The sequence below is a fragment of the Sinorhizobium sojae CCBAU 05684 genome, assembly GCF_002288525.1.
Taxonomy (GTDB): domain Bacteria; phylum Pseudomonadota; class Alphaproteobacteria; order Rhizobiales; family Rhizobiaceae; genus Sinorhizobium; species Sinorhizobium sojae.
On record NZ_CP023068.1, the window covers coordinates 1463494 to 1487521 of the forward strand.

The following is a 24028-nucleotide window of genomic DNA, read 5'->3' on the forward strand; positions in this document are numbered from 1 at the left end:
CGATCATGCGATCTACCATTAATCTCGATGACAATCTGGTGGAAAGGGCAAGATCTCTTACTGGCACGAAGGAAACAGCCGCGCTTGTCCGCCAAGCATTAGAGACACTCGTGCGGATTGAGTCCGGAAAGCGCCTAATTGCGCTCGGGGGAACCATGCCGGACGCAGAAGCAGCGCCTCGCCGCCGGAGCGAAGTGGTCGAGTGATACTGGTAGACACCTCAATCTGGATAGATCATTTCCGCCACGGAGACGTCGAGCTACGCAAGATTATTGAAGATGATCGCCTACTCTGCCACCCTGTCGTCATCGGCGAATTGGCGCTTGGCAGTCTTCGCGACCGTGGCGCTGTGCTGGCTTTCCTAGTAGCCCAGCGGGAAGCATTTGTAGCTACGCATGACGAGGTCATGACGATGATTGATCGACATTTGATCTTCAGCATGGGGATTGGCTATACGGATGCGCACTTGCTGGCTTCGACGCTACTCGACCGGCGATCGACCTTATGGACCAGAGACAAGCGCCTTGCGGCAGCTGCTCAAAAGGCAGGCGTTTCACTGCATGCACCCATGAACGTGTGAACCGCGCCGGCATTACGTTTTCTCCGGCGCGTGAACCGGGAACACTGATGGCCATCGAGGTCCATGATCGACCAGCTTATGGGCACCAGAAAGATGCTCGACAACCTGCAACCAATTTCATCGCTGAGCTGATCAAGGCTGCAAACGAGCCTAACAAGCTGACGACCAACAAGATCAGCCGACTTCTTGACCGGTCAATTGACACGATCCGCGCCATGCGCGAGCAGCGTGGGGGCAGAACACCGGTTACAGATCGCAGGGAGAACTCCATATTGTGTGGACACTCCGGTACGGTGATGAGGTTCGCAAGGAGGAAGCCTATTTCGAGGACATTGACGAGAAGGCCGACCCGGAGATGCTGCCGCTGATCGTCAAGCTCATCGAGCAACAGCGGAAACCGTGGACGCCCGACATGGTCCGCGACCCTGTCCAGGAAAAACTGCTCGAGATCATCGAGAAGAAGCGGAAGGCTACGAAGCCCGTCAAGGCCGCCAAGCCCAAAGGCGGTGCAGAACCGGCCGAGAGAGGAAATATCATCGACCTGATGTCGGCTCTCAAGCAAAGCCTCGAGGGCAAGAAGCCGGGCCGCAAGGCCTCTTAGCCGCAACAGTGATGGGAATGTCATTAATGCGCAACGGCAGAGCCCGCTTGGCTCTGGCTCTGCCCCTTCATCAAGAGCAACTTCGCTCGGTAAAAAGCCGCGAGCTAGACCGGCTTTTCGAGTCGTATGCGGTTGCGGCGATGAAGATCGAGGATCTGCGCAAAGATCCCGCCCGAGAAGCCTTTATTCCTTGGTACGAGAGTTTGTGCCTCGACATTGCAAGCGCAAGCTGTTGAGCTGCTGGAAAGAGAAAAGCAGCATTAAGCGCCGCATTGACTCCAGCGACGATGAGAACATAATAAGAACATTCATCGGCGGTGCGGCCGCCAATCTGAGAATCTGTGGGGCAAAGGACTTCGTGCGAACGCGGAGAAGGAGACGTCATGTCTGCTGAGAAGCAAACGTCCGAGATCGAGGAATTCGACACATGGATGGATGAGGTTGCGTCAGCACTTGCCTGGCACGGCGGTGACGCGGAAGCGACAATCCGGACACTCCTCGCCGACTGCAAGCATCTGCGCGAGCAATTGGCGCTGGCTCAGATCGCGATGAGCGTCGGCTTCACCAGACGCTGGGCACCCTGCCAAGAGCGCCAAGATGAGGTGACGAGATGAGCGACGAGCAAGGCGCGGCCAGGCACGACACGGCACTCTACGTGCACTATTGCGAGCATACCGGCTGTAAGAAATGGGGCGCCTTCGGATTTGCGGTCGGTAAGGCGAATCCGAATTGGTTCTGCTTTGAGCACCGGCCGGAATGGAAGCCGCGCAATGCCTAGAGCTGGTGCCTGGTGGCTATCTGAGCTTGCTGGACGGAAGATCCGGGTTGAATGCGAGTGCGGTGTGAAGAAGAGATACGACGCCGCACAGATTCTCAAGCGCCTCGGTGACCGCAGCATGCCCGCGTTGTTGACGGAGTTGGCAATCGCTAACGGCTGCGACAGGACCGCGAACCGCTTCTATGACCGCTGTCGGCTCACCTATCGGCAGAGGCGAAGGAAAGTTGAGCGTGCGCCACTCCGAGTGCGATAAGCGTAGTGGCCGTTAGCTTCTTCAATGCGAGTCTCCGTACAACGTCGGTAAACGCCATTCATCGACGGACCTTCCCGAGCTTTACAACGTTGCCGTCCTTGTTGCCGCATTTCGTGCAGCGTAGGTGCCGCGCCAGCGAGAGTATCGACCGTTTTGCCCCGAATCTCGTTTCCAGTTACCGTGCCTGGCGCGCGCCGAGCGTGCGAAGCGGGAGCCGTCTTGTTGAAGCGGCCACTGAACGAGGACCAAATGCTATAGCGCCATGCGAAAAGAACCGGTGCAAGCGCGCGCCGATCAATTCGACTTTCGCGGCCGCATCTGCGGCAACTGCAGAACAGATCGAACCATTCCGGTAGGTTCGCGAAGGTGATCTCGTCAGGAGAGCCGGCTGGCGCCGCATCGTCAGCCGGTTCAATCGGGAGAGCTTGTTTTCCTGATTAGGAAGAGTGCCCGCAAACCCGGCGCTCTGCGCAACGGTGCGCCGTTCCGGGAATGGGTTCTGCCCGCGGCGATGGAGAAGGTGCGGCGCAAGCTGAAGAACGCCCCGGACGGCGATCGGCAGATGGTCGCGATCCTCGGATGCGTCGCGACCGATGGATTGCCGGCCGTCGAAGCGGCCTGCCAGGAAGCCCTCGATCACGGCGCCTTCTCGGCCGCCGTCATCATCAACATCCTCGCCCGCGCCCGCGATCCCGCGCCGGCCGAGCGCCTTTCCATTCCCGACGCGCTTCGGCTGACCCATGAGCCGGTGGCCGATTGCGCCCGTTACGACAGCCTCAGGAGGGCAAGCTGATGGAACGCACGCAGGTTCTCGAACTCATGAGCACGCTGAAGCTCTTCGGCATGCGCAGCGCCTATGACGAGATCATGGGGAACGCCATCAAGCGGCAGCACGAGCCGCCGCGTATCGTCGGCGACCTGTTGCAGTCGGAGATCGCCGAGAAGCAGGCGCGCTCCATCCGCTACCAGCTCACAGTCGCCAAGCTGCCGCTCGCCAAGGACATCGACGACTTCGACTTCGACGGAACGCCCATCAACGAGGGGCTGATCCGCGAACTCGCCACCGGTAACTTCCTGGCCGAACAGCACAACATCGTCCTCGTAGGCGGAACGGGAACCGGCAAGAGCCATCTGGCCATCGCCATCGCGCGTGCCCTCATCCGTAACGGCTCGCGCGGTCGCTTCTTCAATGTCGTCGATCTCGTCAACCAGCTCGAGACCGAAGCCCGCTCCGGCAAGCAGGGGCGGCTCGCCGATTATCTGAATCGCCTCGACTTCATCATCCTCGACGAGCTCGGCTATCTGCCCTTCGCTCAGGCCGGCGGCCAACTCCTGTTCCATCTGATCAGCAGGCTCTACGAGCGCACCTCCATCATCGTAACGACTATCATCTTGGCGTCGCCGAAGACGCTCGGCCATTCTCCGAAGGCGAGATTAGACGGACCGGCCGCCGACGCTCCAGGTCACACACGATCGTGCCGTAGCGATGATTGCGCCGCCAGGCCCAGTCGTCGATGCCAATCACCGAGGGCGGGGTCGATGGCGGTAGTCCTTGCCTGCGGATGACGCGGAGCAAGGTATCGTTGCTTGCTGCCGGACCGTGAGCCGGCGACGGCAGAGGCTTGGCTGCGGCAGAATGCCCAAATCCAAATCATTGCCCGCGATCGTGGCGGCGCTTACGGGCTGGCGGCCGCAAGGGCATTGCCCGATGCAGTGCAGGTCGCTGATCGATGGCATTTGATGGAGAATGCCAGCCGTGCGTTCCTGGACGCCGTCCGCAAATCGATGCGGCAAATCCGCAAGACACTCGGAGCAACGCGCGTCAATCCCAAGCTGCTGACGGCGGCCAAACGCCTTCAATACGAAGGCTATCTCAGGCGCGAACAGACCAACGCGGTCATCATTGCGCTGACAAAGGAGGGTGCCACGATCAAGGAAATCGTGCGCCGTACCGGTCATAGCCGCGGCTTGGTCCGCCAGGTGCTCAGAGGTCAACGAAACGATGTTTTTCGGTCCAGAGAAAGCTCGTTGGAGCCCTATCTCGAATGGCTCGACGCGCAATGGGCTGCCGGCAAGCGGAACGGCACTGAGCTATGGCGGCGTTTGAGAACACAGGGCTTTCGTGGTTCGCGCCGGCTCGTGAGTGAATGGGCCACACGGCGGAAGCGGGCCGACACCGGGCGGCGTCGGCCGCCGCCGTCATGGCCAACACGGGTCTTCCACGAAGGCTGGCGCGGGGCAGGCCATTGACGGCAAGGCGCCGTCCGGCAGAAGCGTAAGAAACCGGAGGGGCCGCAACGCACAGGAGCCTGGGACCGGCCTCGTCCTGCATCGCGGGCGGCATCCCGGATGTGGGCTCGGAGGAGGAAGAGCGGCGCAAGCGCGGCCCAAAGCAGCGGCGCCGCTCCCGTATGGCGGCGTGGTTGGAATGCCCCCGTTGCAAAGAGGGTTGCGAAACGGCAGCCGCCCACTCCCGTTTACCACAGGCTAGCGCGACAATGTTTCGCCGCGCCGCTTGTCGGCTTCTTCGGCTAACGCTTGCGAAGGACGACGGACGGACACGTCACCGTCGCATCAACGTCTTGAATCGATCAGCGCTGATCGATTCAAAAATGTCGTTGGACGCCTGAACCTTGTCCGGCCAGTTTGGAGCCATGACCCAGCATTGGTTCCGCCTGTATGTTCAGCGCATCGATCAGACCAGAAACATGGCACGCTTTTACGAGATATCGCTCGAGCCGGATCTCTTCGGCGGCTCGGCTCTCATCCGTCGCTGGGGTCGCATCGGTACTCGCGGCCAGGAGCGCGTCCATCTGTTTGAGGATGACCGTCAAGCGATAAGCCGCTTCCTTTCCTTGCTTCGCCAGAAGCGAGCGCGCGGTTACAGGCCTCAACCGCACTTTTGATCGCTGACGTTCGATGCTCACTTCCACGAGCCTAAAGGATGACAGTGAACTTGGGCATTTCCGAATGGCCTTCACTGCAGGAAACTGGAGAAACTCTATTGCCCAGTTCCGCAACGACGTCAGAAAGAATGAACAATCAGGTGACATCGACGTAGCGCAGCCCCGCGGCTATCCGTGGAACTCGGGCCTCAGCGGTTTTTTCCCGACGCCAGTGGTGCCAGCTCGCTATGCGGCATCAAATCGTTCAAGCATCTTCTTGAGCCAAAGGTTCTGTGCACGAAGCTGTTCAGCCAGCAACCTCTTCAGGCGCTTGTTGTCTGCATCCAGGGCGGCAAGCTCGTCGAGGAAGATGGGATTGTCTACAGTCCCGCTCTGCGCCTTTCGATCCTCGTGCCGAGCCTTCGAGTCGTACGCGATCGCCTGGGCGGCGGCACGCTTGGCGCGCTTTCTAGGAGTGCCGGTAGATGTCGTTCGAGGCTGCGATGCTGGTTGGCTCTCCTGTACTTGCCCAACCGCTTCGGCCGGATGATCGGCCTCATGGTGCTTCGGGATTTCGACCTCTGCGCCGTTGGTAAATGCTGTCGCTGCTCGCGCAACGTCGACATCGTCGGCGCGATCGTAGACAGACTCTGCATTGATCGGATCAGCCGGCTTGGTTTCACCCGGGTCGGGCGTTCCAGGTGCTTCATTTGAATTGAACAGATGCAGCGCCGTATCTTCCACTTCGCGGGCCAAAGCCTTGAGATCTGTGTCCCCCCAGATTGAGTTCGTCTGGGCTTTTGGCAGTCGTCGTCCCGACTTGAATTCGACAACGAATCTCCGTTGTGGCGTCTTCATCTACTTTCGATCCCAAAGCGTGAAAAATTCAACGCCGATTTGGCGCCGCTGCATTCCTGCTGGCGCACCAATACAGCCCCTCCTCGCGCGCTTCAACTCCTCGCCAACCTCGGGAGCTGGCGCGACTTTCAACCGGCAAGAGCGGGGACACAGCAATGCTGCGTTTGCCGCGACAATGCCAATGGGGAGCAAATATAAGCTTCGGCGTAACACGGAGGACGCCGATGAAACTGTCCCCCGCGCATTCCCGGACCTGGTTAGTCGAGACCGAGCCTCTTGCGCAATTCGGCATTTTCCGCTCGCAGCTTCTCCGCCAGCAGCTTGCGGAGCCTCTGGTTTTCCTCTTCGAGCTTTACAAGATCTGCCAACTCATCGCCGGCCGGTAGGGGTTTGGTGCTCTTCGTATCCTTTTGCTCGACAGGTTTCGCAGCACCTTTCCAATGGTAGTAGGTTTGCTCTGATATGCCGGCGCTCTTGATAGCATCCTTGAGAGTGTTGCCTCCGGTGACTTGCGTCGCAATCAGCTTGAGCTTCTCGCTTTTCTGTTGCTCGGTATAGCCCCTGCGTTTAGCGGCCGGCGTCTTTGATTGAACTGGTTCGGAAGCCGCCTTCTGAGGCCGTGGCGACCTCCGCTTCTTAGCCGTTGGTGCTTTCACTTCTGCGTCCGTCGCTACAGCTGCAGCAATTGGTCCCGCATTACTCTCGTCAGCCATCAGCAATCCCTCCTTTAGTCATCGCCTGTTTTCGGCTGAGTGTTCCACAGAGTCAACACAACCATGAGAGTCCTGCTTTACGGAACGTTGAGGCCTGGCCTGTGCCCAGAGCTTGACGGCAACGGTGAAAGGCTCCCAACTCTCACCTGAAATAGACGCCGCCTGCCCACGATCCCCCAAATTGACGATCGTGGCGACCCCTACAGGTTGGCGCCAGGTTCGGCTCGAGCACGTCCGCCAAGCTCACGAAACGTCGAATCGCTCAAGCATCTTCTTGAGCTGGACGTTCTGCAGATGGAGCTTCTGAGCGAGTTGGCTCCTCAGCATTTTGATTTCTTCGTCGAGTGTTGCCACTTCATGGAAGAACAGGTCACGTGACGACGAGGGCTGCAAGCTTTGATGATGCTTTGGGGCGACACCGCTCTGCGCAGCCACCCGGGCGTTGGCTCTCCTCCCACGTTCTCGACGCTTGAGCCGCGGTTTGCTCTGCGACTTTGCGCTTGCCGGGCTTTCCGCAACCAACGAATTCGCCTCGGCATCCGATTGGCCGGCTTCGTTTCGCGCAGTTGTTCGGGCCCCTTCAGCATCGATCGGCGATTTTAATGCCTGTGCAGAATCGTCATCGGCTTTCGTCTTATCCGATGCGACCGACCCTTGATCAACCGAGTCGTCCTCATCGTCAGCAGGGCGGCCGGCAGCTATCGTTGAACTAGGCGGAAGCGCGGACCTATGCTCCACTTCGCTCTCGAGAACCTTGGAATCGGCATTGATTTCGATCGAACTCTCTTGCGCTTCCCCCGATGGTCCCCGCGACATCAATTGGGCAAGGAATTTCCACGGTAATTTCATAGTGTTCCACCTTGAGCAAGCCGGACTGCGATCCTGCTGCAGCTGTTGCTTCTCACCACTTTCGAGATGGCAACACCATCTCGGTAACGAGCCTGCGCACCTGCATGCCACGGCCCGCCCGGCGAGGCCATCCCCTCAAGCCTTGTACCGATCGAACGCCGTCAGCCTTTTGACCGGTGGGTCGGCCTCTTCCCACCGGTAGATCTCTGACCTCAGGAAAGCGAGCTCCGCGGTGAGCCGCTCCTCGTCGATTTCGATCCACCAGGATTTCGGACGGCCGTCGCTGCCATCCGACCAGCGGTATCCCCGAGCCTTCAGATGATCCTTCATGTCGAAGGGGCTGTGCTCGGCGAAGATGCGCACGCGCGAGCGCTGACTTGTCTCGAGAAGTTCCGTAAAAGCGCTTGGCTCCGTCGCCCCGTCGCGGCCGGCGAGCACCTCGAGCAGAGCAAAACAGTCGTCGACGGCGCGATGACCGTCGTGGAAGTAGCCACTTTGACCAATCAGGTAGCCGAGCTTCGTGCCCTCGAACCCGCGCGTCGCCCAATCGACTTCCTTGACGGAACAGGCCCATGCCTTGCCGCAAAACATGCTCGAGAACGCCTCGCAGAACGGACGATCGAAGCCGGCATTGTGGGCGATCACCAGGTCGGCCGGGTCGAGCAACACTCGAAGCGATTCGACATCGATCATCTGCCCGGCAACCATCTCGTCCGTGATTCCTGTAAGGCGGGTGATTTCACGGGGGATTGGGACGGTTGGCTGCTGCAGGCCGCCGTAAACGCCCGTGACGTCGCCGATATGGCCCTCGTCGTCAAAGGTGAACGCAACTGCGCCGATTTCGATGATCTCGTGCTTGCTGTGGTCGAGGCCCGTCGTCTCGGTGTCGACAATCACTCCGACGCGAGGAAATCCCGGGCGCGGTATATCGACGATTTTGCGACCGACAAGCTTGCGCAGCACACGATAGCTGCCGCTCTCCTCCAAAAGCCGGGCCATACCCTCGTCATCAAGTGGCGTCTGCCGCCGCAGCTTCAAGGGTCCTCGCAGCTTTACGACGTCATCCCCTGGCTCAGGTGGCGAGGAAAACATATCCAGCTGAGATGCCATCGGCCTCCAGTGTCCTCGGGCTTCGGGCGCACCAGTAGGGTGCGGATCATGCGTCAGGATAGAAACCGAGGGAGACTCTGGCAATGCGAATGAAGCCGGCAGAACCGGACACACAAGCCAAAATGCCCGTAAAATCTGTTGAAAAGACACACCGAGCTTCCGGCACCGCTCGCTGGCTACGGCGCGCTCGAGGGCGCGCTCGCGAGCGGCTTCGCTACCACCTAACCACACCACCTGTGGGGACGCGACCCAGTCAATCGATAGACGATGGTTGTGCAAGGTTGGAGTTGACCGTTTTCGATGGCGAGGCGACACTTCTGCAGCAAGGCAGGAGGAAAAATGATGGCCGAGCCAGACCACTGGCGCCACATGGCAAGCGCGCCGAAAAACGGCAGTCGGATCTCGTCACGATCCGCCCGTCCGAACAGGGGGCGGCAGAAGTTGACCTCGCGTACTGGTCGAATGGCGATCAGTTCGGCGAAGGCTGGCGCGCCGCTGATTCGTCTCCCGGCCGCATCATCGAATACGCCGAGCCCGAATTGAAGTGCTGGATGCCGATGCCGTCGGCCAATCTCAATCGCACCTCTATGCCCTCACCCTGGGAAGGCGATGACGACCAAGAGCTCGACGGGTCAGGGATTTAAGAACTCGCGCCGCCGGCAATCTCCGTCGTTCCAGACGATACCATTATGCGATCTTCGAAGCACAGAACGGGAACATCCGGGGGACCAGTTCCGCGGGATATGCCCTGCATGGGACACCACCCCTCTGTTCCCAATGTGCTTCTCGTGAGTGCGCATTTACGCCAACAGCAGTCGCACGACAGTTTCCGATGGGTGGCTGGAATCGACCCAGTTGTATGGACCGGCATTGAGCAAGCTATGGCGCAAAACTCACTCAAGGCAGACGTTCCCAAGAGTCGTGGTGTGCGGCTTGGGAGCGGGAGACTCTGGAGTGGGCGATGAAGCTCTCTCCCGTGTTCCGCTCTTGCTGGAATCGGCGGTGGCATGGCCCTCATTGTTCACATGAAGCGCGAAACCGGGCGCGCCCGGATCGCCCAGTTCGGGGCGGAGCTGCATGCTTGGGATCAGATAGTCGCCGCCATTCTGCTGCCGGTAGGGGATGGGTCGGGCCGTAAAAAGCGTGCGCATCCTCTCGCGCAGGCGCTCGGCAACAGGATCGAACTCGCTCTCATCGAAACGATCGACGCGATATGCCACGAACGGCGGAAGGACGTCGTAGCCCGGATAGTAGAGGATGCCGTGATTGATCGGGAACAGGAGGTCGTCGATCGGTCCGTTGACCCCGCGGGGCGCGTAGTGCTCCCCAGCCGCCGGCGGTCACGATCAACATCGCGCGCTTGCCCGCCAGCGTGCCCTCGCCGTACCGGTCGCCCCACCGCTTGTCGCTGTGCTCGCCGACGCCATAGGCGAAGCCGTAGGCGAACACACGGTCGACCCAGCCCTTGAGGATCGCCGGCATGGTGAACCACCACATGGGAAACTGCAGGATCAGGGCATCAGCCCAAAGAAGTTTCTCGATCTCGGTCTTGACGTCTTCGGTGAGGGTGCCGGTCTCGAACCCCTTCTTGGAGGCGGCAACCGGAACGAGGTGTTCGTCCCGCGCCAGTAAGGGAAAGTCGGCGCGGTCGACCATGGAGCTGTCGGTAAGCGGGCTCAAGCGCAACGCGATATCCACGCCCTCCTGGACGAGATCGATGCGTTCGTCGGTTAGGCTAAGATCAATCCCGATATCGGGATAGCGATCCTGGAAGGCAAAGATCAGGCGACTGATGTGCAAGACCCCGAATGCTGCCGTGCAGGATATGCGGATCGTGCCGGCCGGCGCGCTGCGCGTACCCCGCGCCTCGTCGCCAGCCTGCTCCATAAGACGCAAGATCTGAACGCTCTTGGCATAGTAGCGGTTGCCTTCATCCGTCAGCGTGACACGTCGAGTGGTCCTTGAGACCGCTGGCGTCGCGAGCCCCGTGAGCCAGGTTTCCCGGCTGCCATCGGGTGTGAAACGATAGATCTCGTCGCGAGAATAGGAAGCAACATAAATGTTGCCCTCCGCGTCGATCGCGAGACCCGAGGGGCCGGACAAATAACCCGCGAACGTCGTGCGCTTTCCATCCGGCTCGACGCGCGAGATGCGGTCAGCGCTCCATTCCGCCGCATAGAGGTTCCCGCTCTTGTCGAAAGCTATGCCAACCACCGAGCTGAAACCCGTCCAGAGACGTTCGGCCCGGTTGGTGCTCTGCGCTGCGGCGGGAGTGATCATGGCGAGCGATGGCGGCACGAGTGCAGTTGAGATGATTGCGGAAAGCATTGAACGTCGGTCGATCATTCACTTTCTTCACTACGTGGTCGCGAGGACGGGTTGCTCTTGGCGAACTCTTCCGCAGCGATGCGGATCGCCTGCTGTGTCGCTGGATAGCCGCTGTAGGCGGTGAGATTGACCAGCGTTTCGATGATCTCATCCCGGCTCGCACCAACGTTCAAGGCGGCGTTGATGTGGACGCGCAAAGGGGTTTCCGTTGTCGCGGAGCCGATGGCGGCCAAAGCCGCGCAGGCGCTGAGTTCACGGGTCTTCAGATCGATGCCTTTGCGCGAGAAAACCTCGCCATAGGAATGTTCGACGATCATGCGTCCGAGGTCCGGTGCGATATCGTCAAAACTACGGACCACGGCATCGCCTGATGCGGCCGAGCTTTTCGCAAGCAGAGCCTTCCCCCGCTCCAATCGATCCCCGCGACTTTCCGTATCGACGGACGTGGGGATGTCGACCTGAAGCGGCTGGACGCCGAGCGCGAAGACGCTCCGGGCGACCGAAAATGCGTTGAGGGCGGCCGGAAATCCACGGTAGACGCTGAGTTGGATGAAAAGCTCGATGATCTCTTCGCGTGTGACGCCATTGGCAAGGGCGCCGGCCAGATGAAGGCGAAGCGCATCGCTGCGATTGCCGCTTGAGGCGAGCATCGCGACAATCGCGAGCAGCTTCACTTTGTGCTCCAGCCCATCACGGGCCAACGCCTCTCCGAACGCGAAATCGATTGAAAGCTGCGCGAGGTCGGGAGCGGCGGTAGCAAAGCGATCGAAGTAGTCCTGCCAGTCTCCGCCAGCCAGCCGGTGGAGCATGTCCTGTCCGGTCGCTCCTCGACCCGCTCCATCACCTGTCACAGGCTCGATGGGCTGAAACGCCAGCTCGCGTTCGGCGAATACCGAACGAACGATGCCGACAGCATTGACCGTTGCCGGAAAGCCCAGGATCGCGACCGATACGAAGAGCAATTCGACGATCGCATTGGGCTCGCCGCCCGCATTGAGAAAGCCAGCTATATGAAACTTCAGTTGCGGTTGGGCACTCCCGTCTGCCAGCAGCATGGAGACGGTGCACAGCTGCCTTAACGGCAGATCAAGCCCCGGGCGGGATAGCACATCGCCGTAGGGGTATTCGACGGTGAAGCGCGAAAGGTCGGCGGAGGTTTCCGCCAACGCATTGATCGGCTCGTCGAAGTTCAGGCCGCCGATCCGGCGGAGTATCTCCAAGCCGCGTGAAAATCGATCCTCATGAGATTCCGAGGTCATAGCTTGCGCACTCCTACTGATGGCGAACCAGCCTGCTGTAACGAAGGTAGTCTCGATGAAGCGTCGGCGAGAGCTTGCTTTTCCCGTTGTGACAGAATCGGAACCTGGCATTCATATTCTCCTACTCTGCTGTCCGCCCCTACTTTCATTCGTGCCGAACATTGCTGAGATGCTTGCGATAAATCCAATTCATTATTAGCATCACCGTGATGAAGAAGGTTCATATCGCCGCCGTCGATCTCAATCTACTGGTCGTCTTCGACGCCCTCGTTGCAGAACGGCATGCTACGCGCGCGGCCGAGCGAATTGGGTTGACTCAGCCGGCGGTCAGCCATTCCCTCAATCGCCTCCGGGCCCTGTTCGGAGACCCTCTGTTCGTCCGATCACCCCGCGGTATGATGCCGACGCCGCTGGCGCAGGACATCGCGCCAAGTGTGCGGTCGATTCTTGAACAGGTTGAGGGCGTCCTGCTTGGCGGGCGGGCGTTCGATCCGACCGAAAGCACTCGGCAATTCGTGATCGGTCTCTCCGATTATGCTGCTTTCGTGCTTCTATCGCGTCTGACCGCACGGCTCGATCGCGAAGCACCAGGCATTTCTCTGGTGATCCGCAACACGAGCCGCAGTGTCGGTTTGCCGATGCTGGACGACGGTGCAGTCGAACTCATCGCAGGCAACTTCCCGCCGCCGCCCACGCATATGCGAGAAGAACTGCTCTACGAAGAGGACTTCATCTGCGCCGGCCGTGGCGATCATCCCGATCTGGACGAAAGGCTTGACCTCGACCGTTACCTCTCGCTTCGCCATCTTCAGGTTTCGATGAAGGGCAATGCGAGCGGCTATGTCGATGCTGTGCTCACCGAGAAAGGATTGAAAAGGAACGTCGTCGTGACGGTCGGCCACTTCTTGATGGCGCCGATGCTGGTCGATGCCTCCGACCTCGTGGCAACGGAACCCCGCCGTCTCTTCGCACCGTTGGCCGGGCGGCTCCCGCTCCGACTTTTTCCGCCGCCACTGGATATTCCTTCATTCCGAGTGGTGCAGACTTGGCACGCACGACATGATGCCGACCCAGGACATCAATGGCTACGACGGGTGCTTAGTGACGTTGGTCAATGGGTTTGAGAGGCCAAAGCCCCAATCCCCGCTGCCGCCCCAACTGCCAAGACACCGCTCCGCCCTGCATGATGCCCGCGACCTCGCGACCGAGCTGTCGGTCAATGACCGGCCGCTACGGGACAAGCGTGAACTCGTGGGACCTTTCGACAATGGCGAACTTGCCGCTCGATAGCTGCACGGTCCCGGTGAAGGTGCCCGCAACCGTTTCGCCATCGGTGGCAGCACGGAAAGGCTTCGCTCTCTCCTGCGCCAGCGCCGCGCCGTTGCGGGCCACCTCGCGCTCCCACTCTGAACGACATATCGTTTTAGACCGCACCTCACGCGCGGCGGCAATCGCTCACTTCGAACATGAGGACGCTCATACGTAACAATGCTCCAAAGGGCGCTATGCGCCGACGTAGCGTGAGTGTCATCCTGAATCAGTTCGTTTGGCGCGCTCCCGATACTTTTATCCGACAGCAATGCTCGTCCAGTAGCGCGGCCGGAAAGGCTCATCTGCTCCTCGATTGCGACCCGCAGATTCTGCATGAGATGGAACCGGTCAGCCACCTGACGCGCTTGCGGCGCACCCTCGCGAGCAGCTTGTGCGTACAGCCCGCATCGGTCTCGGCTCACGATCTCGACAGAAGGGTGCCGCTCCAGCCATCGCGCCGCACTCGCCACGCTCCGGTCCTCAAGGATATCGACAACCGAACGGCGCTCCAGATCGACGATCACCGTGCCGTAGCGCCACGATCGCCGCCAGCTCCAGTCGTCTATGCCTACGACCCGGATCGTGGCGTCGCAATGAGCGAGCGCGGCATCCCGCTTCAGCTGCCGCAGGATCGTGTCGTCGCTGACCGGCATGCCGAGCCGTCGCATCAAACGCTCGCCGGGACGGCCGCCGGCGCTATGGCCGAGCAGACCGACAATAAGACCCCATTTACGTGCCAAGCGACACCGGGACTGTAGCCGCCCTCGACAAACATGTGCTGTTCGAGCGGATTGGCGGGCCGGAGGAAGTCGCCGCCCTTGTCGCTTTCCTCGCATCCGATGAGGCAGCGCTCATGTGTGGCTCTCTTGTGGAAATAACGGTGCGCAAGCGGTGGCTTGAGGCAAGCGTTGTGACGGCGCTCTCTAACGTCTACCGAGGTCTTGGTTCATATTCGCTAAGTTCGCGCAGGACAGTCAGGCAAGAGCTCCGCTGCTACGCAAGTCAGATTGTCAATAAGATTAGCCGTCTAACTGGTCGTGGAATGTCGACTTCTCGCGCACACGCCAGCCGGGGCGTATATCTCATCACCAACAGTCGCCAGCCGTCCCGCTATATCCGGGAACTTTGCGAGATAGCCGGGGATGAGGTGCGCTACGAGACGATCGAAGGCGCTGCCTTGCGTCAATGCCCCGTTCGTCTGGTGGGCCAGATGGTCGGGAAGCGCAACAGGAACGGGACGGTGTTTCACGGATGCAATCAGTTCCCCGCTGCAGGCACAGCGAAGGTGTTCCGGCGCAATCGGCGGCGCAACCGTCGAGCATCACGTCCTCCTGCTCCTGAAATCCACAGCCAGGGCGTTATAGCCTTGATCAGATGACGGGCGTATAATTTCACTGGTACTGCTGTGGCTACACGGCGAAGGGACCGGGGCAAACGGATGACATCCGACGAAGATAGGCACGAGCCTGTCGAACAATTGCTCGACACTCCAGAACTTGCGACTGCGCTCGAAAGCGAACAGTTCAAGAAGTTCCTCGACCAAGTTCCTATCGCAATTGCGGTATCCGATCTGAGGGATGGCGAGACGGTGGTCTACGCCAACCCAGAGTTCGAAAAGCTTTCCGGGCTCACCGCCGCTCGCATTGAGCAGGAGAATTGGGAGGGGCTTTCGGGGAGTGCGGTGAAAGCGCCCTTCGATCGGCGGATCGATGAAGCGATTGTCACGCAAACCGATTCCGTAGGAACCTTCCGCCTCGAGCGCAAGACCTCAGGTTCAGCGATCGTAGATGTCTATTCAAATGTCATTGAGGACGACGACGACAAGCTCTGCTTCCGACTTGTTGCCCTGGTTGATGTGTCTGCCCATAGCGATGCGGACAAACTGTCCATCGAGGAGCGAATCCGGGAGAAGGACACGCTCCTGCGCGAGCTTCAGCACAGGGTCAAGAACAACCTGCAAATGATCACGGCGCTCATCCGAATGGAAACTCGGAACGCGGTCGAGCCAGACAAGGAGCGTTTCGAACGGCTGGTGGGGCGCGTTGATGCACTCGCGATCCTCTATCAAGCGCTATCTGGTGAGGATCACAAGGACGAGATCGATTTGGGCGTCTATCTGAGCCAGATAGCCTCCGCCGTCATGACCTCTCACGCGGTGGAGGGCATCCGCCTCGACATGAAGGTCGACACCTATCCGGTTTCGATAAATGTCGCCATGCCGACAGGACTGGTTGTGAACGAGCTTCTCACAAACGCGCTGAAGCATGCCTTTAGAGGTCTTGAGGGAGGGACAATCACGCTGCAGAGCATGGTTGACGGCAATGGTTGCCGGGTCGTGGTCGCTGACGACGGTATTGGCCTGCCTGAAGGTGTGACGTGGCCCGCCCCCGGTAAACTCGGAGCCCTCATCGCGCGGTCGCTGACGGAAAATGCCAAGGCGCAGTTCGACGTCACATCAACCGTCGGTGAGGGAACTAAGGTGACTATCATCTTCAAGCGGTCGGCTGCGGTCGCGGGCTAAAGCATTCACCGAGCCCGCTCGGCGCTCCGGCAGTAGAGCTGGCGCGCCTTCGAGTTGCAGCGTTGCAGCTTCTTGAGTCGCGCGCGGAGTAGAACTGCCTTATGATGTAGGGGTGGGTTTAGGCGGCCTTCTGAGAGGCAGGCTGATCGGCTTGGCGTGGATGCGACGAGCAATACCTCGCATCAATTGCGTGCAGCCCTACGGCAAGCCGGGTGGACCATGCAGGAAACACCGGACGAGGTGCGGTTGATTCTCCCCGCGCACTCCGCACATCTGGTGGAGGATGTTTTGGGCGGCACGGAAGAAACCGAGGATGGGGGCGCTGACGAGCGCTCCGTATTTTTCGCTTGAATACCAGCTTCGGGATTTTCTCGCATCCAACCTTTCGTCAATCGACTTCGGGGGCAGGAGACTTCGGCTATATGTCGATCCAACGGGACGTGACGGTATCGAATATCCAACGGCTGTCGGGCCTATCGACATTCTGGCTGTAGACGACACTGGAGCGTTTTTGTCTTCGAACTCAAACGCGCCCAAAGTTCGGATCGGGTCTTAGGGCAAGTCGCGCGTTACATGGGATGGGTCAAACTGACGATAGGCCGTGACGTGGACGTTTCCGGCACCATCAAAGTCGGTCAACCGAAACCTGAAATATGCGCGGACGGTCGTTCCGAATATTCATCTGTTCGAATACACGGTCAGTTTCAGCGTAACCCCCCGCACATGCCATCGGCACTGATTGAAGGCGCAATTCAGGTAGGCCTTCAGTCTGCTTGCTCAAGATTTAACGGCTTCGAAAACGTGCACTAAATAGCCGCCACCTATGCTTGTGGCATGAGAACGCTCACGTTACTGGTTGTCGCGTCTTCGGCTGCCGCCTTCTTTGCAGGAGGCGGATACATACTTTCGTTCCGCGAGCGTGGTACGATCCCGATCGCAATATCAAAGGCAATATCTCCATCAATTCCGGCGTGCGGTTTTTCCATGTGCCGGGACAAGAGGACTACGACGCCACAACCATCCGCACGAGATATGGCGACCGCTGGTTCTGTTCTGAGGCAGAGGCGCGAGAGGCCGGTTGGCGTAAAGCGTCAAGATGATAACAGCAGGGGGCAAGGTTATTGCGCAAGATCATTAGCTTCGTTTGTTTTCTGGTTCTTACGTTCGGTTCGTTTTCGCAAGCGAAGGCGGATAATCGCAGTCTAGCGGGAATCTGGCAGCAAATCGTCTCGAACGCCGGCAAGTGCGACAAATGCCGAATCACCATCAAGCAGCAAGGGTCCGTCCTGCGCGTTACTTCAAACAACGGCTGGTTTGCTATTGTCGAAGCTGACAAACGCGGAAAATCCAATGCTTTAAGCGGCGTCGGACGATGGGAGCCGGGGTACGGCGGTAGCTACGGTCGGGCGTCCTTTGACATCCATTTTACACTGACGGACGGCCAACTTTATATGAACATGACTGTTCCGATGAAGAACGGACCTACTCAGGTGATCAAAGCGATTTTCGACAAGCTTCCGTCAGGCAATCGCGATGACAGTTCCATGTTAAAGGCTTAGCTGCTGGCCCGTGTGGACGGATAGAGCAAGATGAAGCCGGCGGCGAGGGCGACGAAGGAGCGGGTAGAGTGATGCGCCCGCGCATCCCACCGGGCCGATCCCGAGCGCTTTGCGTTCCTTGGCGACAAAGGCGAGATCATCGTCCACTTCGATGCCCTCGGACACGCCGAAGAAGAAGCCTTCAGTCGACGGCAGGCTGCGATCATGGATCGCCGTTTCCAGCGATCGAGATCCTCGGTTGTCAGCTAAAGATTGACGCAATTGAAAATTGCGTCCTTGCCGCCTCTCGGGTAGAGATGCTCCATCCAGCCGTGAAGGTTCGGATGCTTGCGCCAGTAGTGGAGCGCCGTGGCCCTCGAAATTTCAAAGTCGACCGGCGCGGATCGATGACACCAGTTCGAGCGCAGCAATTGCTGCGCCCTTCCGCCCTACAGGCGGTCGATCCGCAGGATCGAGGTGTTGCCGACCCAAGCATCGCGCCATCGACGCGTTGTTTTTTCAGCCAAGAGTTCGTCGCCGCGTGCACGATAGACCTCGCTCAGGCCGAATAGTGCCCAACCATTGTTCGGAGCAAGATCGAGGCTCTCAAGAAAGGCCTTCTCCGCGCCATCGATATCGCCAACACGGAGCAGCGCCGCCCCAAGTGACTGACCGATGGGGTAATACCAGTGGCGCGGTTCCATATATGCGAGGCGATCCTCAACTTTTTTGGCATCTGAGAAGGCGCGAGCGGCAGCCAGCCAATCTTCGCGGGCCTGGGCAATACGAGCCGTGAGGACGTGCCTGGCGATAGCCAAGACGTCAGCAGCGGGCATTCCGCCTGCCTCGAGCCCGCTTAAGTCGGAAGATCGTGTGATCTTTGCGATCGCCGCCCTTTCGACCCGAGCAGCGTCGAGATCACCGCGCGCAGCTTGGGCCACCCCGCGCATATAATGCCAGGCCGCATCAACAAACGGGAAGGCTCCACTTGGACGCGCGACCCCCAGGATCGTTTCAGGATCGCTGAACTGGGCATGCGCAAACAGGGGGGCGGCCTTTATCGGCTGAACGAAGGCAGGCGCGGCGCGCGCGAGCTCGTCCGAAATTATCCGGGAGAGCTTCTGCGCCGCTTCGATTGCAGTCGGTCCGTCGCCCGCCATTTGCGCCGAAACCAGCAGGAAGTGGATATTGTGCGGATAGTAGCCGCCTGCATAGAGCCCCTCAGGTGTTACGGCTTGAAAGAAAGTTTCGTCCGCCGCGACCGCCCGGCGGTTGACCGCAAGCGAATCCGCATAGCGTCCGACCCGGTAGTAGATGTGAGAGGGCATGTGGACCAGATGACCGGCATCGATTTCCATCGTCGTCAGGCGATCGGCGTACGGCTCCGCCCGCTCGGGCGTGGTCGAAGCCTCGACAGCATGAATGTAGAGATGAATCGCCCCGACGTGGTCGGCGTTGCGCGCCAGCACCCGTTCAAGTGTCGAGATGATCTCCACAGTCTGTCCCTTTGGATTTTTGCCGCCGTCGGTCCAGTAGTCCCAGGGGCTGAGATCCATCAACGCCTCTGCATAAAGAACAGCAATATCATCGTCATCCGGAAACTTCCTGGTGACCTCGGCCATGGCGTCTGCATAGGCTTGGTCAAGAACGGCACGGTCGGCATCCGGCGCATAGCGATGGGCCAGGGCAGCGATCAACGCCTGCTCACGCGGAGATGCGCTGGGCGCCAAGGCTGTGGCCTTCGCCATTGCGGCCATCGCTGCAGCATTGCTATCGGGATCCATTGGCGCGTTGATGTTCGGACCGAGCACAAGTGCCTCGCCCCAGAAACAAATCGCGCAAGACGGATCAAGCTTTTGTGCTTGCTTGAAACTGCGTGCAGCCTCGGCATGGTTGAATCCGAAACTTAACATCATCGCCTGATCGATATAGGCCTGCGCTTCCTCGCTGTCCGTCGAGCCGGAAAAGCGATGCCCGCTCAGGCTTGGCCACAGGGGAACTAGTGCGCCACGCGTGGCTGGGGTCGGAAGCTGGTTGCCGCCGAACTGTTTCAGTTCAGTGTTCTTCGCCCGGTGGTACTTCGCATCATGGCCAAGCACCGGAACCGCGTTGATCAGGATTACTGCAGACAGGGCGCTGGAGAGAAGGTGCGTTTTCATGGTCATCCTCATCTGTTTCTCGATCGGAGGAAACAATGGCATCCGGCCGCGTCACGCGCCCGTGCGCCAGTTGCGGGCTCGTCCAAAGCAGAGGTGGTCGATTTCGAATCGCGTCACGCCGATGTCCTTGACGATGTGGTCCGGCATTTCATGAAGGGCGCGGCGGCGTGCATGGCTGATCTGCCTCCGATCGCGGATTCTCTCGGCAAACTGTGCCGCGTAGGCGAACGAGGCTGTGTTTCGCACCACCGGCAGAAAGGCGGATGGATCAATCTTGAACGAGGTCTTAGACATGGTGCTTCCCTCCCCGGTGTGTCCAGCTGGCGGCACTACACACGCCAATGCGGTCGAGGTGATAGATTCAAACGGTTGTAATCAGGGTGTTGTGCCGTAGGTTCGCTCGGCCCGCACGCCCCATCGATCTCTTAGTGATACGCGGGCTGTGTCACTGCGGCAGTTCCGGAGGTAACTCGTAGGGCGCTAACGCCCCCGTCAGACTCCCGTCCAGCGCGGCCGGTGGGTGCTCAGGCCCAAGCGACGAGCCAGCGGCACAGATCCTCGTGGGCGCGTGAAACGAGATAGCGGCCGTAACCCGCCGCGCCCGGGCGGCGGCCACAGGGGCTTTCAGTTCGAGGGGGTCCCGCATCGAGTACAAGTAAACCTTGTCGGCGAGCTTCCATGCCACCTTCCCTGACGATAGGGTGCATGCTCGACTGCAGAGCGCCTTTCCCAGGCTCGTCTCGAACAGGAGCTCCCCGATCCAGCTGGCGGCCGGCGCCTCGACTGAGATTGGGACAGGGCCCTAGCTAGGCTTCATCGAAAAAGCCAGGTCCCCACATCAGATGGAAGTTGTAGATCCCGTTGCGCCCGAAGATGCCCGACCACGGGTACCCCAGCATCAGGCCGCCTCACCGCAGGGGTTCCCGTTGATACATTATGCGATCTTTTTAGCACAGAACGGCAACATCCTGGTTGTCGCCGTGCAGAGACGGGCTCCACTAAAGATTATATCGATCGGCATAGATTGGAACGGCGAAACGCCGACACCAGTCGATATAGTGGGATCCCTTCACCTCGTGATCTGTCTCCAGACCCGCACATATGTCGGGCAGGATCAGGACGGTGGCACGCGCTGCATAGCAGTTGCCGGATTCCATGGATTGTTTCGCGCTGTCGACGAGGTGACGTATGCTTTTTCTTTCTTTTGGCTTGTTGAAGGACGTCACTGCCAGCTGAAGCTGAAGCTGCCGTCAGTCTCCGTGTACTCGATGATCCCAATATTGAAGTCTGCCAGAATGGATATGGCAAGCTGTCGAATACCAGTCGGAGCGACCAGGAGTTTACGGTACGTGCGCCCGCGCAGCTTCTCATAAAACAATAGTTGTCCGAGCGCCTTTAGGTAGTCACCGGACCCGTATCCAGTCTTGATCTCGAACAGCATGGGGTCTGTCGCGCATACGGTGCAGAGATCCGGCGCCAGGCCTCCTGTTCGGGTGTTGACCACTTTCAACCCCTTTGCCTGCAGATGCCGGATCAATGCCTCCGAGACATGAGCATGTTTGCGGGTGACGATGATCTCATCTTTCGCAGGGATCACATACGATCCCATAGCCTCATTCATCAGTTTCTCAGCTCTAGCGGCCTCCTCCTCTTCAGCCAAGATTTCCGGATCAAGACCAAGAAAATCTAGTACGTCGTCCTTGATGTGCTCGAGCGTGACAGATGCATGACCGCGGAAAACGAGGCCTTGGCGTATCGCGTTAGGAAGGTCCGATATCGCAATAGTCTGCAGCTTGCAGATGTCGCGCCTGATGGCGGTGTCATCTTTTACCTTGTGCCTAAGATAGATGGGAGTTCCGGTCACACGTAGAAAATGAGCTTTGCCAAGATGCGGGACGATAACGATATCGCCGACTCTTAACTCTTGGGTGAACCGCCACACCTGGTTCGTCCCATGCGTGATCCGCTTTTGTGCGGCTAGCTGGGGATAAAGCGCGGTAAGTTTCTGTCGGATCTCGTCTTTTGTTGATGATGAACTTAATGCCGTTTGCTCATCAAGCTCGCTCCAACCTATCGCTATTTGGTTGTCTTCAAGAAGCTCGACGACTCGGTCAATTGCACTCGGAGCGAGGCGGTACGCATAAATATTAGGCATAGAAGATCCATCGGCTAATGGTGCGAACAGTGCCATCAGATTCCTAACGAAGTTTTATTGGCTCCCGCGACTATCGGGAACCGGAAAGATCGACCCGAAGCAGACTCCAGGCGGAGTCGCGGTTGGCCGCTTCGCGCCCCCAAGTCGGACACTGAGCAGAGCACGGTGCTATCCCCAGAAGCGGACATGCATACATGCCGCCGAGCTGCAGGTTTGCACCATTTCCAGACCTTACCTCGTAAGCTGCGGATCGACGCGTTTCGACCCAATGCGGCCGCTCCCCCGACAGCACTCGGAGTTCCGCTGTTGGGCGTAAAGCAGTGTTTGCGTGCTATCAACCAAACTTGATAACCGCGCCACAAACGTCGACCCGTTCCGCAGGCCAGCCTCCTCCGCATTTCCCGACGAGACATCATCGTCATAACTGCGAGCGGACGCCTTGCGAGGGCTCTACTTCTATCCGCGCGAGAGCTTGGGTCAGTTTTTCGTGAGCTCATGCTCTGGGCGGACAAACATCTCGCAAACGGCTACAAACACGACATCTAAGATCTCAATTCCTGGCCGGGCGCACTCGTCGGCCTGCGGCGCAACCTTTCAATTCGCACGGCAAAACGGCCAGCGCCGAGCTTTGACTGTTGACGCCACGCGCAGGCGCATGTACCGATTGACACACTGTTTACCGATCGGTACAGTAGGACGACAACAGGAGATCAAGACCATGTCTGAACAGCGCCCGCCATTGCCTCCCTTCACCCGCGAATCTGCGGCAGCCAAGGTCCGCGCCGCCGAGGATGGATGGAACAGTTGCGATCCGCATCGGGTATCCCTCGCCTACAGCGTGGACAGCTATTGGCGTAACCGCGCAGAGTTTGTCCAAGGTCGCGAAAAGATCGTCGAATTCCTGACCAGGAAGTGGCGGAAGGAACTCGAGTATCGGCTGATCAAGGAACTTTGGGCCCATGACGGCGACCGTATCGGCGTCCGCTTTGCGTACGAATATCGCGATGACTCCGGAAACTGGTACCGGGCGTACGGCAACGAGAACTGGGAGTTCGACGAAAATGGTCTGATGCACCACCGTTACGCCTGCATCAACGACATGCCGATTGCGGAATCTGAACGCAAATTCTTCTGGGACCGGTCTGGGCCACGGCCTGCCGACCACCCGAGCCTTTCGGAACTGGGACTTTAAAACATGGCAAAGATCGTCGCCGAGCGCTCGGACGTAATCCCATCCCTGGCCGAGATCTTTCGGGAATTTGGTTTCGATGGAGCAAGTCTTTCGACCATCACCGAAAAGACCGGCCTCGGAAAGGGAAGTCTCTATCACTTCTTTCCCGGCGGGAAGGAGGAAATGGCGGCCGCCGTGCTCGGCGAGATCGACCAATGGTTCGCGACAAAGGTCTTCGAACCATTGCGGAGCGCGGATGATCCGCGCTCCGCTATCGCCAACATGTGTCACTCAGTTTCCGAGTATTTTCGCTCCGGCCGCCGTGTGTGCCTCGTTGGCGCGTTTGCGTTGGACAACGTCCGGAACAAGTTCAGCGATCAGGTCAGGGAGTACTTCACCGAATGGCGGAGTGCGCTCACCGAGGCAATCGAGAAGGCTGGATGCTCGCACCAAGATGCACTTGCGATCGCCGAAGAAACGGTAGTTGCCGTTCAGGGGGCCCTGGTGCTCGCCAGAGCACTCGACGAACCGGAGGTCTTCGAACGAACGCTTGATAGGGTCCAGTCCAGACTTGTTGCTGCGACCCAGGGGGGAGACCAAAGATGAGGGGGCGCGAGACCAGTTCTGTCGTGCTTGCACCGTGGCGGATCAAGCGTGCTGTGGATTTCATCGAAACAAACCTCGCGAGTCCGCTTCACCTCGCAGACATCGCCCGCGCGGCGGGCCTCAGCCCCATGCACTTCGCCGCCGGATTCCGCTCGGCGACGGGCCTCAGCCCGCATGCCTATGTTCGCGACCGTCGAATAGAGCGGGCAAAAACGAAGCTGATGAGCGATGAGATGCGCATCGACGAAATCGCCATCGACGTTGGATTTCGCTCGCAGACCCATTTCATCACAGTATTCCGGCGGCAGACGGGACAGCCTCCCGCACGTTGGCGGCGATGCAGTGCCTGACTA

At 59.3% G+C, this 24028-nt stretch carries 23 protein-coding genes and 10 pseudogenes; 20 read left to right on the top strand and 13 right to left on the bottom strand.

Translation table 11 applies throughout. The features are described 5' to 3' along the window. Nucleotides 1–5 precede the first annotated feature (5 nt). The 9 genes and pseudogenes from SJ05684_RS24485 to SJ05684_RS24530 form a co-directional block, all read left to right on the top strand. Entirely contained in the window at nt 6–206 is a 201-nt protein-coding gene (locus SJ05684_RS24485; protein ID WP_034859045.1) for a type II toxin-antitoxin system VapB family antitoxin, read from the top strand. Next, nucleotides 203–580: a type II toxin-antitoxin system VapC family toxin gene (locus SJ05684_RS24490; RefSeq protein WP_034858984.1), complete on the top strand. Its 378-nt coding sequence runs from the start codon at nt 203–205 to the stop codon at nt 578–580. The genes SJ05684_RS24485 and SJ05684_RS24490 overlap by 4 nt, the downstream gene beginning before the upstream one ends. A 53-nt stretch (nt 581–633) precedes the next feature. Continuing rightward, nucleotides 634–813, top strand: a pseudogene (locus SJ05684_RS30985) (hypothetical protein); the annotation flags it as partial. Nucleotides 814–854: 41 nt separating this feature from the next. Beyond that, nucleotides 855–1181, top strand: a complete 327-nt coding sequence (locus tag SJ05684_RS24500; protein WP_050980203.1) for a Ku family protein — start codon at nt 855–857, stop codon at nt 1179–1181. A 26-nt stretch (nt 1182–1207) separates the two neighbouring features. Beyond that, nucleotides 1208–1417 carry a hypothetical protein gene (locus SJ05684_RS24505; RefSeq protein WP_244938021.1) on the top strand — a complete coding sequence of 70 codons (210 nt, stop codon included), beginning with the start codon at nt 1208–1210 and terminating at the stop codon, nt 1415–1417. Between the two features lie 147 nt (nt 1418–1564). After that, complete coding sequence (locus SJ05684_RS24510) at nt 1565–1795, top strand: hypothetical protein (protein WP_034858981.1); 231 nt, start codon at nt 1565–1567, stop codon at nt 1793–1795. After that, nucleotides 1792–1959, top strand: coding sequence for an EsV-1-7 cysteine-rich motif-containing protein (locus SJ05684_RS30100; protein ID WP_085939152.1), 168 nt, complete (start codon nt 1792–1794; stop codon nt 1957–1959). Before SJ05684_RS24510 ends, SJ05684_RS30100 begins: the two co-directional genes overlap by 4 nt. A 626-nt stretch (nt 1960–2585) precedes the next feature. Beyond that, a pseudogene (locus tag SJ05684_RS24525) lies at nt 2586–3072 on the top strand (IS21 family transposase); the annotation flags it as partial. Next, a pseudogene (locus tag SJ05684_RS24530) lies at nt 3005–3598 on the top strand (ATP-binding protein); the annotation flags it as partial. The pseudogenes SJ05684_RS24525 and SJ05684_RS24530, both read left to right, overlap by 68 nt. A gap of 46 nt (nt 3599–3644) precedes the next feature. Here SJ05684_RS24530 and SJ05684_RS24535 read toward each other — a convergent pair. Then, nucleotides 3645–3800: pseudogene (locus SJ05684_RS24535) on the bottom strand (ISL3 family transposase); the annotation flags it as partial. Here SJ05684_RS24535 and SJ05684_RS24540 point away from each other — a divergent pair. Both SJ05684_RS24540 and SJ05684_RS24545 read left to right on the top strand, forming a co-directional pair. Continuing rightward, nucleotides 3788–4387, top strand: a pseudogene (locus SJ05684_RS24540) (transposase); the annotation flags it as partial. The pseudogenes SJ05684_RS24535 and SJ05684_RS24540 overlap by 13 nt on opposite strands. A 479-nt stretch (nt 4388–4866) precedes the next feature. Beyond that, on the top strand, nt 4867–5118 hold the full coding sequence (locus tag SJ05684_RS24545) for a WGR domain-containing protein (protein ID WP_034858976.1): 252 nt from the start codon (nt 4867–4869) through the stop codon (nt 5116–5118). Nucleotides 5119–5343: 225 nt separating this feature from the next. Here the strand turns inward: SJ05684_RS24545 and SJ05684_RS24550 are convergent, their stop codons facing one another. The 4 genes from SJ05684_RS24550 to SJ05684_RS24565 form a co-directional block, all read right to left on the bottom strand. Continuing rightward, nucleotides 5344–5955, bottom strand: a complete 612-nt coding sequence (locus SJ05684_RS24550) for a hypothetical protein (protein WP_034858973.1) — start codon at nt 5953–5955, stop codon at nt 5344–5346. Between the two features lie 257 nt (nt 5956–6212). Continuing rightward, complete coding sequence (locus SJ05684_RS24555; protein WP_034858970.1) at nt 6213–6668, bottom strand: transposase; 456 nt, start codon at nt 6666–6668, stop codon at nt 6213–6215. 243 nt (nt 6669–6911) lie between these two features. Then, nucleotides 6912–7517, bottom strand: coding sequence for a hypothetical protein (locus tag SJ05684_RS24560; RefSeq protein ID WP_034858967.1), 606 nt, complete (start codon nt 7515–7517; stop codon nt 6912–6914). Nucleotides 7518–7652: 135 nt separating this feature from the next. Then, entirely contained in the window at nt 7653–8627 is a 975-nt protein-coding gene (locus SJ05684_RS24565; RefSeq protein WP_034858965.1) for a 3'-5' exonuclease, read from the bottom strand. A gap of 342 nt (nt 8628–8969) precedes the next feature. On the opposite strand from SJ05684_RS24565, the pseudogene SJ05684_RS24570 reads away from it, so the two are divergent. Continuing rightward, nucleotides 8970–9271, top strand: a pseudogene (locus SJ05684_RS24570) (hypothetical protein). Nucleotides 9272–9520: 249 nt separating this feature from the next. Here the strand turns inward: SJ05684_RS24570 and SJ05684_RS30645 are convergent. The 3 genes from SJ05684_RS30645 to SJ05684_RS24580 are packed head-to-tail and all read right to left on the bottom strand — an operon-like array spanning nt 9521 to nt 12214. Further along, a complete protein-coding gene (locus tag SJ05684_RS30645; protein ID WP_309546799.1) occupies nt 9521–9847 on the bottom strand; it encodes a hypothetical protein in 327 nt (108 codons plus the stop codon). Next, nucleotides 9819–10973, bottom strand: coding sequence for an NAD(P)H-dependent oxidoreductase (locus SJ05684_RS30650; RefSeq protein ID WP_244938022.1), 1155 nt, complete (start codon nt 10971–10973; stop codon nt 9819–9821). Before SJ05684_RS30650 ends, SJ05684_RS30645 begins: the two co-directional genes overlap by 29 nt. Continuing rightward, a complete protein-coding gene (locus SJ05684_RS24580) occupies nt 10970–12214 on the bottom strand; it encodes a carboxymuconolactone decarboxylase family protein (RefSeq protein ID WP_034858963.1) in 1245 nt (414 codons plus the stop codon). Before SJ05684_RS24580 ends, SJ05684_RS30650 begins: the two co-directional genes overlap by 4 nt. A 209-nt stretch (nt 12215–12423) precedes the next feature. Between SJ05684_RS24580 and SJ05684_RS24585 the strand changes: the two genes are divergently transcribed. Further along, nucleotides 12424–13338, top strand: coding sequence for a LysR family transcriptional regulator (locus tag SJ05684_RS24585; RefSeq protein WP_034858961.1), 915 nt, complete (start codon nt 12424–12426; stop codon nt 13336–13338). Here the strand turns inward: SJ05684_RS24585 and SJ05684_RS24590 are convergent. Both SJ05684_RS24590 and SJ05684_RS24595 read right to left on the bottom strand, forming a co-directional pair. Further along, nucleotides 13313–13615, bottom strand: a pseudogene (locus SJ05684_RS24590) (DUF3363 domain-containing protein); the annotation flags it as partial. The gene SJ05684_RS24585 and the pseudogene SJ05684_RS24590 sit on opposite strands and share 26 nt — an antisense overlap. A gap of 149 nt (nt 13616–13764) precedes the next feature. After that, nucleotides 13765–14253, bottom strand: a pseudogene (locus SJ05684_RS24595) (ISL3 family transposase); the annotation flags it as partial. A gap of 23 nt (nt 14254–14276) precedes the next feature. Here SJ05684_RS24595 and SJ05684_RS30660 point away from each other — a divergent pair. From SJ05684_RS30660 to SJ05684_RS24620, 4 genes and pseudogenes are all read left to right on the top strand, one after another. After that, nucleotides 14277–14425: pseudogene (locus SJ05684_RS30660) on the top strand (short-chain dehydrogenase); the annotation flags it as partial. Nucleotides 14426–14963: 538 nt separating this feature from the next. Further along, nucleotides 14964–16046 (top strand): sensor histidine kinase, encoded by a 1083-nt coding sequence (locus SJ05684_RS24610; protein WP_095694369.1) that lies wholly within the window; start codon nt 14964–14966, stop codon nt 16044–16046. 938 nt (nt 16047–16984) lie between these two features. Continuing rightward, a pseudogene (locus SJ05684_RS31190) lies at nt 16985–17146 on the top strand (sunset domain-containing protein); the annotation flags it as partial. Nucleotides 17147–17167: 21 nt separating this feature from the next. Next, nucleotides 17168–17605: a hypothetical protein gene (locus SJ05684_RS24620; RefSeq protein ID WP_034858951.1), complete on the top strand. Its 438-nt coding sequence runs from the start codon at nt 17168–17170 to the stop codon at nt 17603–17605. Nucleotides 17606–18033: 428 nt separating this feature from the next. Here SJ05684_RS24620 and SJ05684_RS24630 read toward each other — a convergent pair whose 3' ends face one another. The 3 genes from SJ05684_RS24630 to SJ05684_RS24650 form a co-directional block, all read right to left on the bottom strand. Then, a complete protein-coding gene (locus tag SJ05684_RS24630) occupies nt 18034–19755 on the bottom strand; it encodes a tetratricopeptide repeat protein (protein ID WP_034858948.1) in 1722 nt (573 codons plus the stop codon). A gap of 39 nt (nt 19756–19794) precedes the next feature. Further along, nucleotides 19795–20037, bottom strand: coding sequence for a DUF1127 domain-containing protein (locus SJ05684_RS24635; RefSeq protein WP_034858946.1), 243 nt, complete (start codon nt 20035–20037; stop codon nt 19795–19797). 928 nt (nt 20038–20965) lie between these two features. Beyond that, nucleotides 20966–21934, bottom strand: coding sequence for a DUF8426 domain-containing protein (locus SJ05684_RS24650; RefSeq protein WP_034858944.1), 969 nt, complete (start codon nt 21932–21934; stop codon nt 20966–20968). A 682-nt stretch (nt 21935–22616) separates the two neighbouring features. On the opposite strand from SJ05684_RS24650, the gene SJ05684_RS24655 reads away from it, so the two are divergent. Genes SJ05684_RS24655 through SJ05684_RS24665 form a run of 3 tightly spaced genes read left to right on the top strand, consistent with a single transcriptional unit; the run spans nt 22617 to nt 24025 of the window. After that, nucleotides 22617–23090, top strand: coding sequence for a nuclear transport factor 2 family protein (locus tag SJ05684_RS24655; protein ID WP_034858941.1), 474 nt, complete (start codon nt 22617–22619; stop codon nt 23088–23090). Between the two features lie 3 nt (nt 23091–23093). After that, nucleotides 23094–23675: a TetR/AcrR family transcriptional regulator gene (locus tag SJ05684_RS24660; protein WP_034858939.1), complete on the top strand. Its 582-nt coding sequence runs from the start codon at nt 23094–23096 to the stop codon at nt 23673–23675. After that, nucleotides 23672–24025, top strand: a complete 354-nt coding sequence (locus tag SJ05684_RS24665; protein ID WP_034858937.1) for a helix-turn-helix domain-containing protein — start codon at nt 23672–23674, stop codon at nt 24023–24025. The genes SJ05684_RS24660 and SJ05684_RS24665 overlap by 4 nt, the downstream gene beginning before the upstream one ends. Nucleotides 24026–24028: the final 3 nt, after the last annotated feature.

What these genes read in the sequence shown, in the direction of transcription:
- SJ05684_RS24485 (WP_034859045.1), top strand. Translation starts at nt 6, where the DNA reads ATGCGATCTACCATTAATCTCGATGACAATCTGGTGGAAAGGGCAAGA.
- SJ05684_RS24505 (WP_244938021.1), top strand. Translation starts at nt 1,208, where the DNA reads ATGCGCAACGGCAGAGCCCGCTTGGCTCTGGCTCTGCCCCTTCATCAA.
- SJ05684_RS24510 (WP_034858981.1), top strand. Translation starts at nt 1,565, where the DNA reads ATGTCTGCTGAGAAGCAAACGTCCGAGATCGAGGAATTCGACACATGG.
- SJ05684_RS30100 (WP_085939152.1), top strand. Translation starts at nt 1,792, where the DNA reads ATGAGCGACGAGCAAGGCGCGGCCAGGCACGACACGGCACTCTACGTG.
- SJ05684_RS24545 (WP_034858976.1), top strand. Translation starts at nt 4,867, where the DNA reads ATGACCCAGCATTGGTTCCGCCTGTATGTTCAGCGCATCGATCAGACC.
- SJ05684_RS24550 (WP_034858973.1), bottom strand. Translation starts at nt 5,955, where the DNA reads ATGAAGACGCCACAACGGAGATTCGTTGTCGAATTCAAGTCGGGACGA.
- SJ05684_RS24555 (WP_034858970.1), bottom strand. Translation starts at nt 6,668, where the DNA reads ATGGCTGACGAGAGTAATGCGGGACCAATTGCTGCAGCTGTAGCGACG.
- SJ05684_RS24560 (WP_034858967.1), bottom strand. Translation starts at nt 7,517, where the DNA reads ATGAAATTACCGTGGAAATTCCTTGCCCAATTGATGTCGCGGGGACCA.
- SJ05684_RS24565 (WP_034858965.1), bottom strand. Translation starts at nt 8,627, where the DNA reads ATGGCATCTCAGCTGGATATGTTTTCCTCGCCACCTGAGCCAGGGGAT.
- SJ05684_RS30650 (WP_244938022.1), bottom strand. Translation starts at nt 10,973, where the DNA reads ATGATCGACCGACGTTCAATGCTTTCCGCAATCATCTCAACTGCACTC.
- SJ05684_RS24580 (WP_034858963.1), bottom strand. Translation starts at nt 12,214, where the DNA reads ATGACCTCGGAATCTCATGAGGATCGATTTTCACGCGGCTTGGAGATA.
- SJ05684_RS24585 (WP_034858961.1), top strand. Translation starts at nt 12,424, where the DNA reads ATGAAGAAGGTTCATATCGCCGCCGTCGATCTCAATCTACTGGTCGTC.
- SJ05684_RS24610 (WP_095694369.1), top strand. Translation starts at nt 14,964, where the DNA reads ATGACATCCGACGAAGATAGGCACGAGCCTGTCGAACAATTGCTCGAC.
- SJ05684_RS24630 (WP_034858948.1), bottom strand. Translation starts at nt 19,755, where the DNA reads ATGAGGATGACCATGAAAACGCACCTTCTCTCCAGCGCCCTGTCTGCA.
- SJ05684_RS24635 (WP_034858946.1), bottom strand. Translation starts at nt 20,037, where the DNA reads ATGTCTAAGACCTCGTTCAAGATTGATCCATCCGCCTTTCTGCCGGTG.
- SJ05684_RS24650 (WP_034858944.1), bottom strand. Translation starts at nt 21,934, where the DNA reads ATGGCACTGTTCGCACCATTAGCCGATGGATCTTCTATGCCTAATATT.
- SJ05684_RS24655 (WP_034858941.1), top strand. Translation starts at nt 22,617, where the DNA reads ATGTCTGAACAGCGCCCGCCATTGCCTCCCTTCACCCGCGAATCTGCG.
- SJ05684_RS24660 (WP_034858939.1), top strand. Translation starts at nt 23,094, where the DNA reads ATGGCAAAGATCGTCGCCGAGCGCTCGGACGTAATCCCATCCCTGGCC.
- SJ05684_RS24665 (WP_034858937.1), top strand. Translation starts at nt 23,672, where the DNA reads ATGAGGGGGCGCGAGACCAGTTCTGTCGTGCTTGCACCGTGGCGGATC.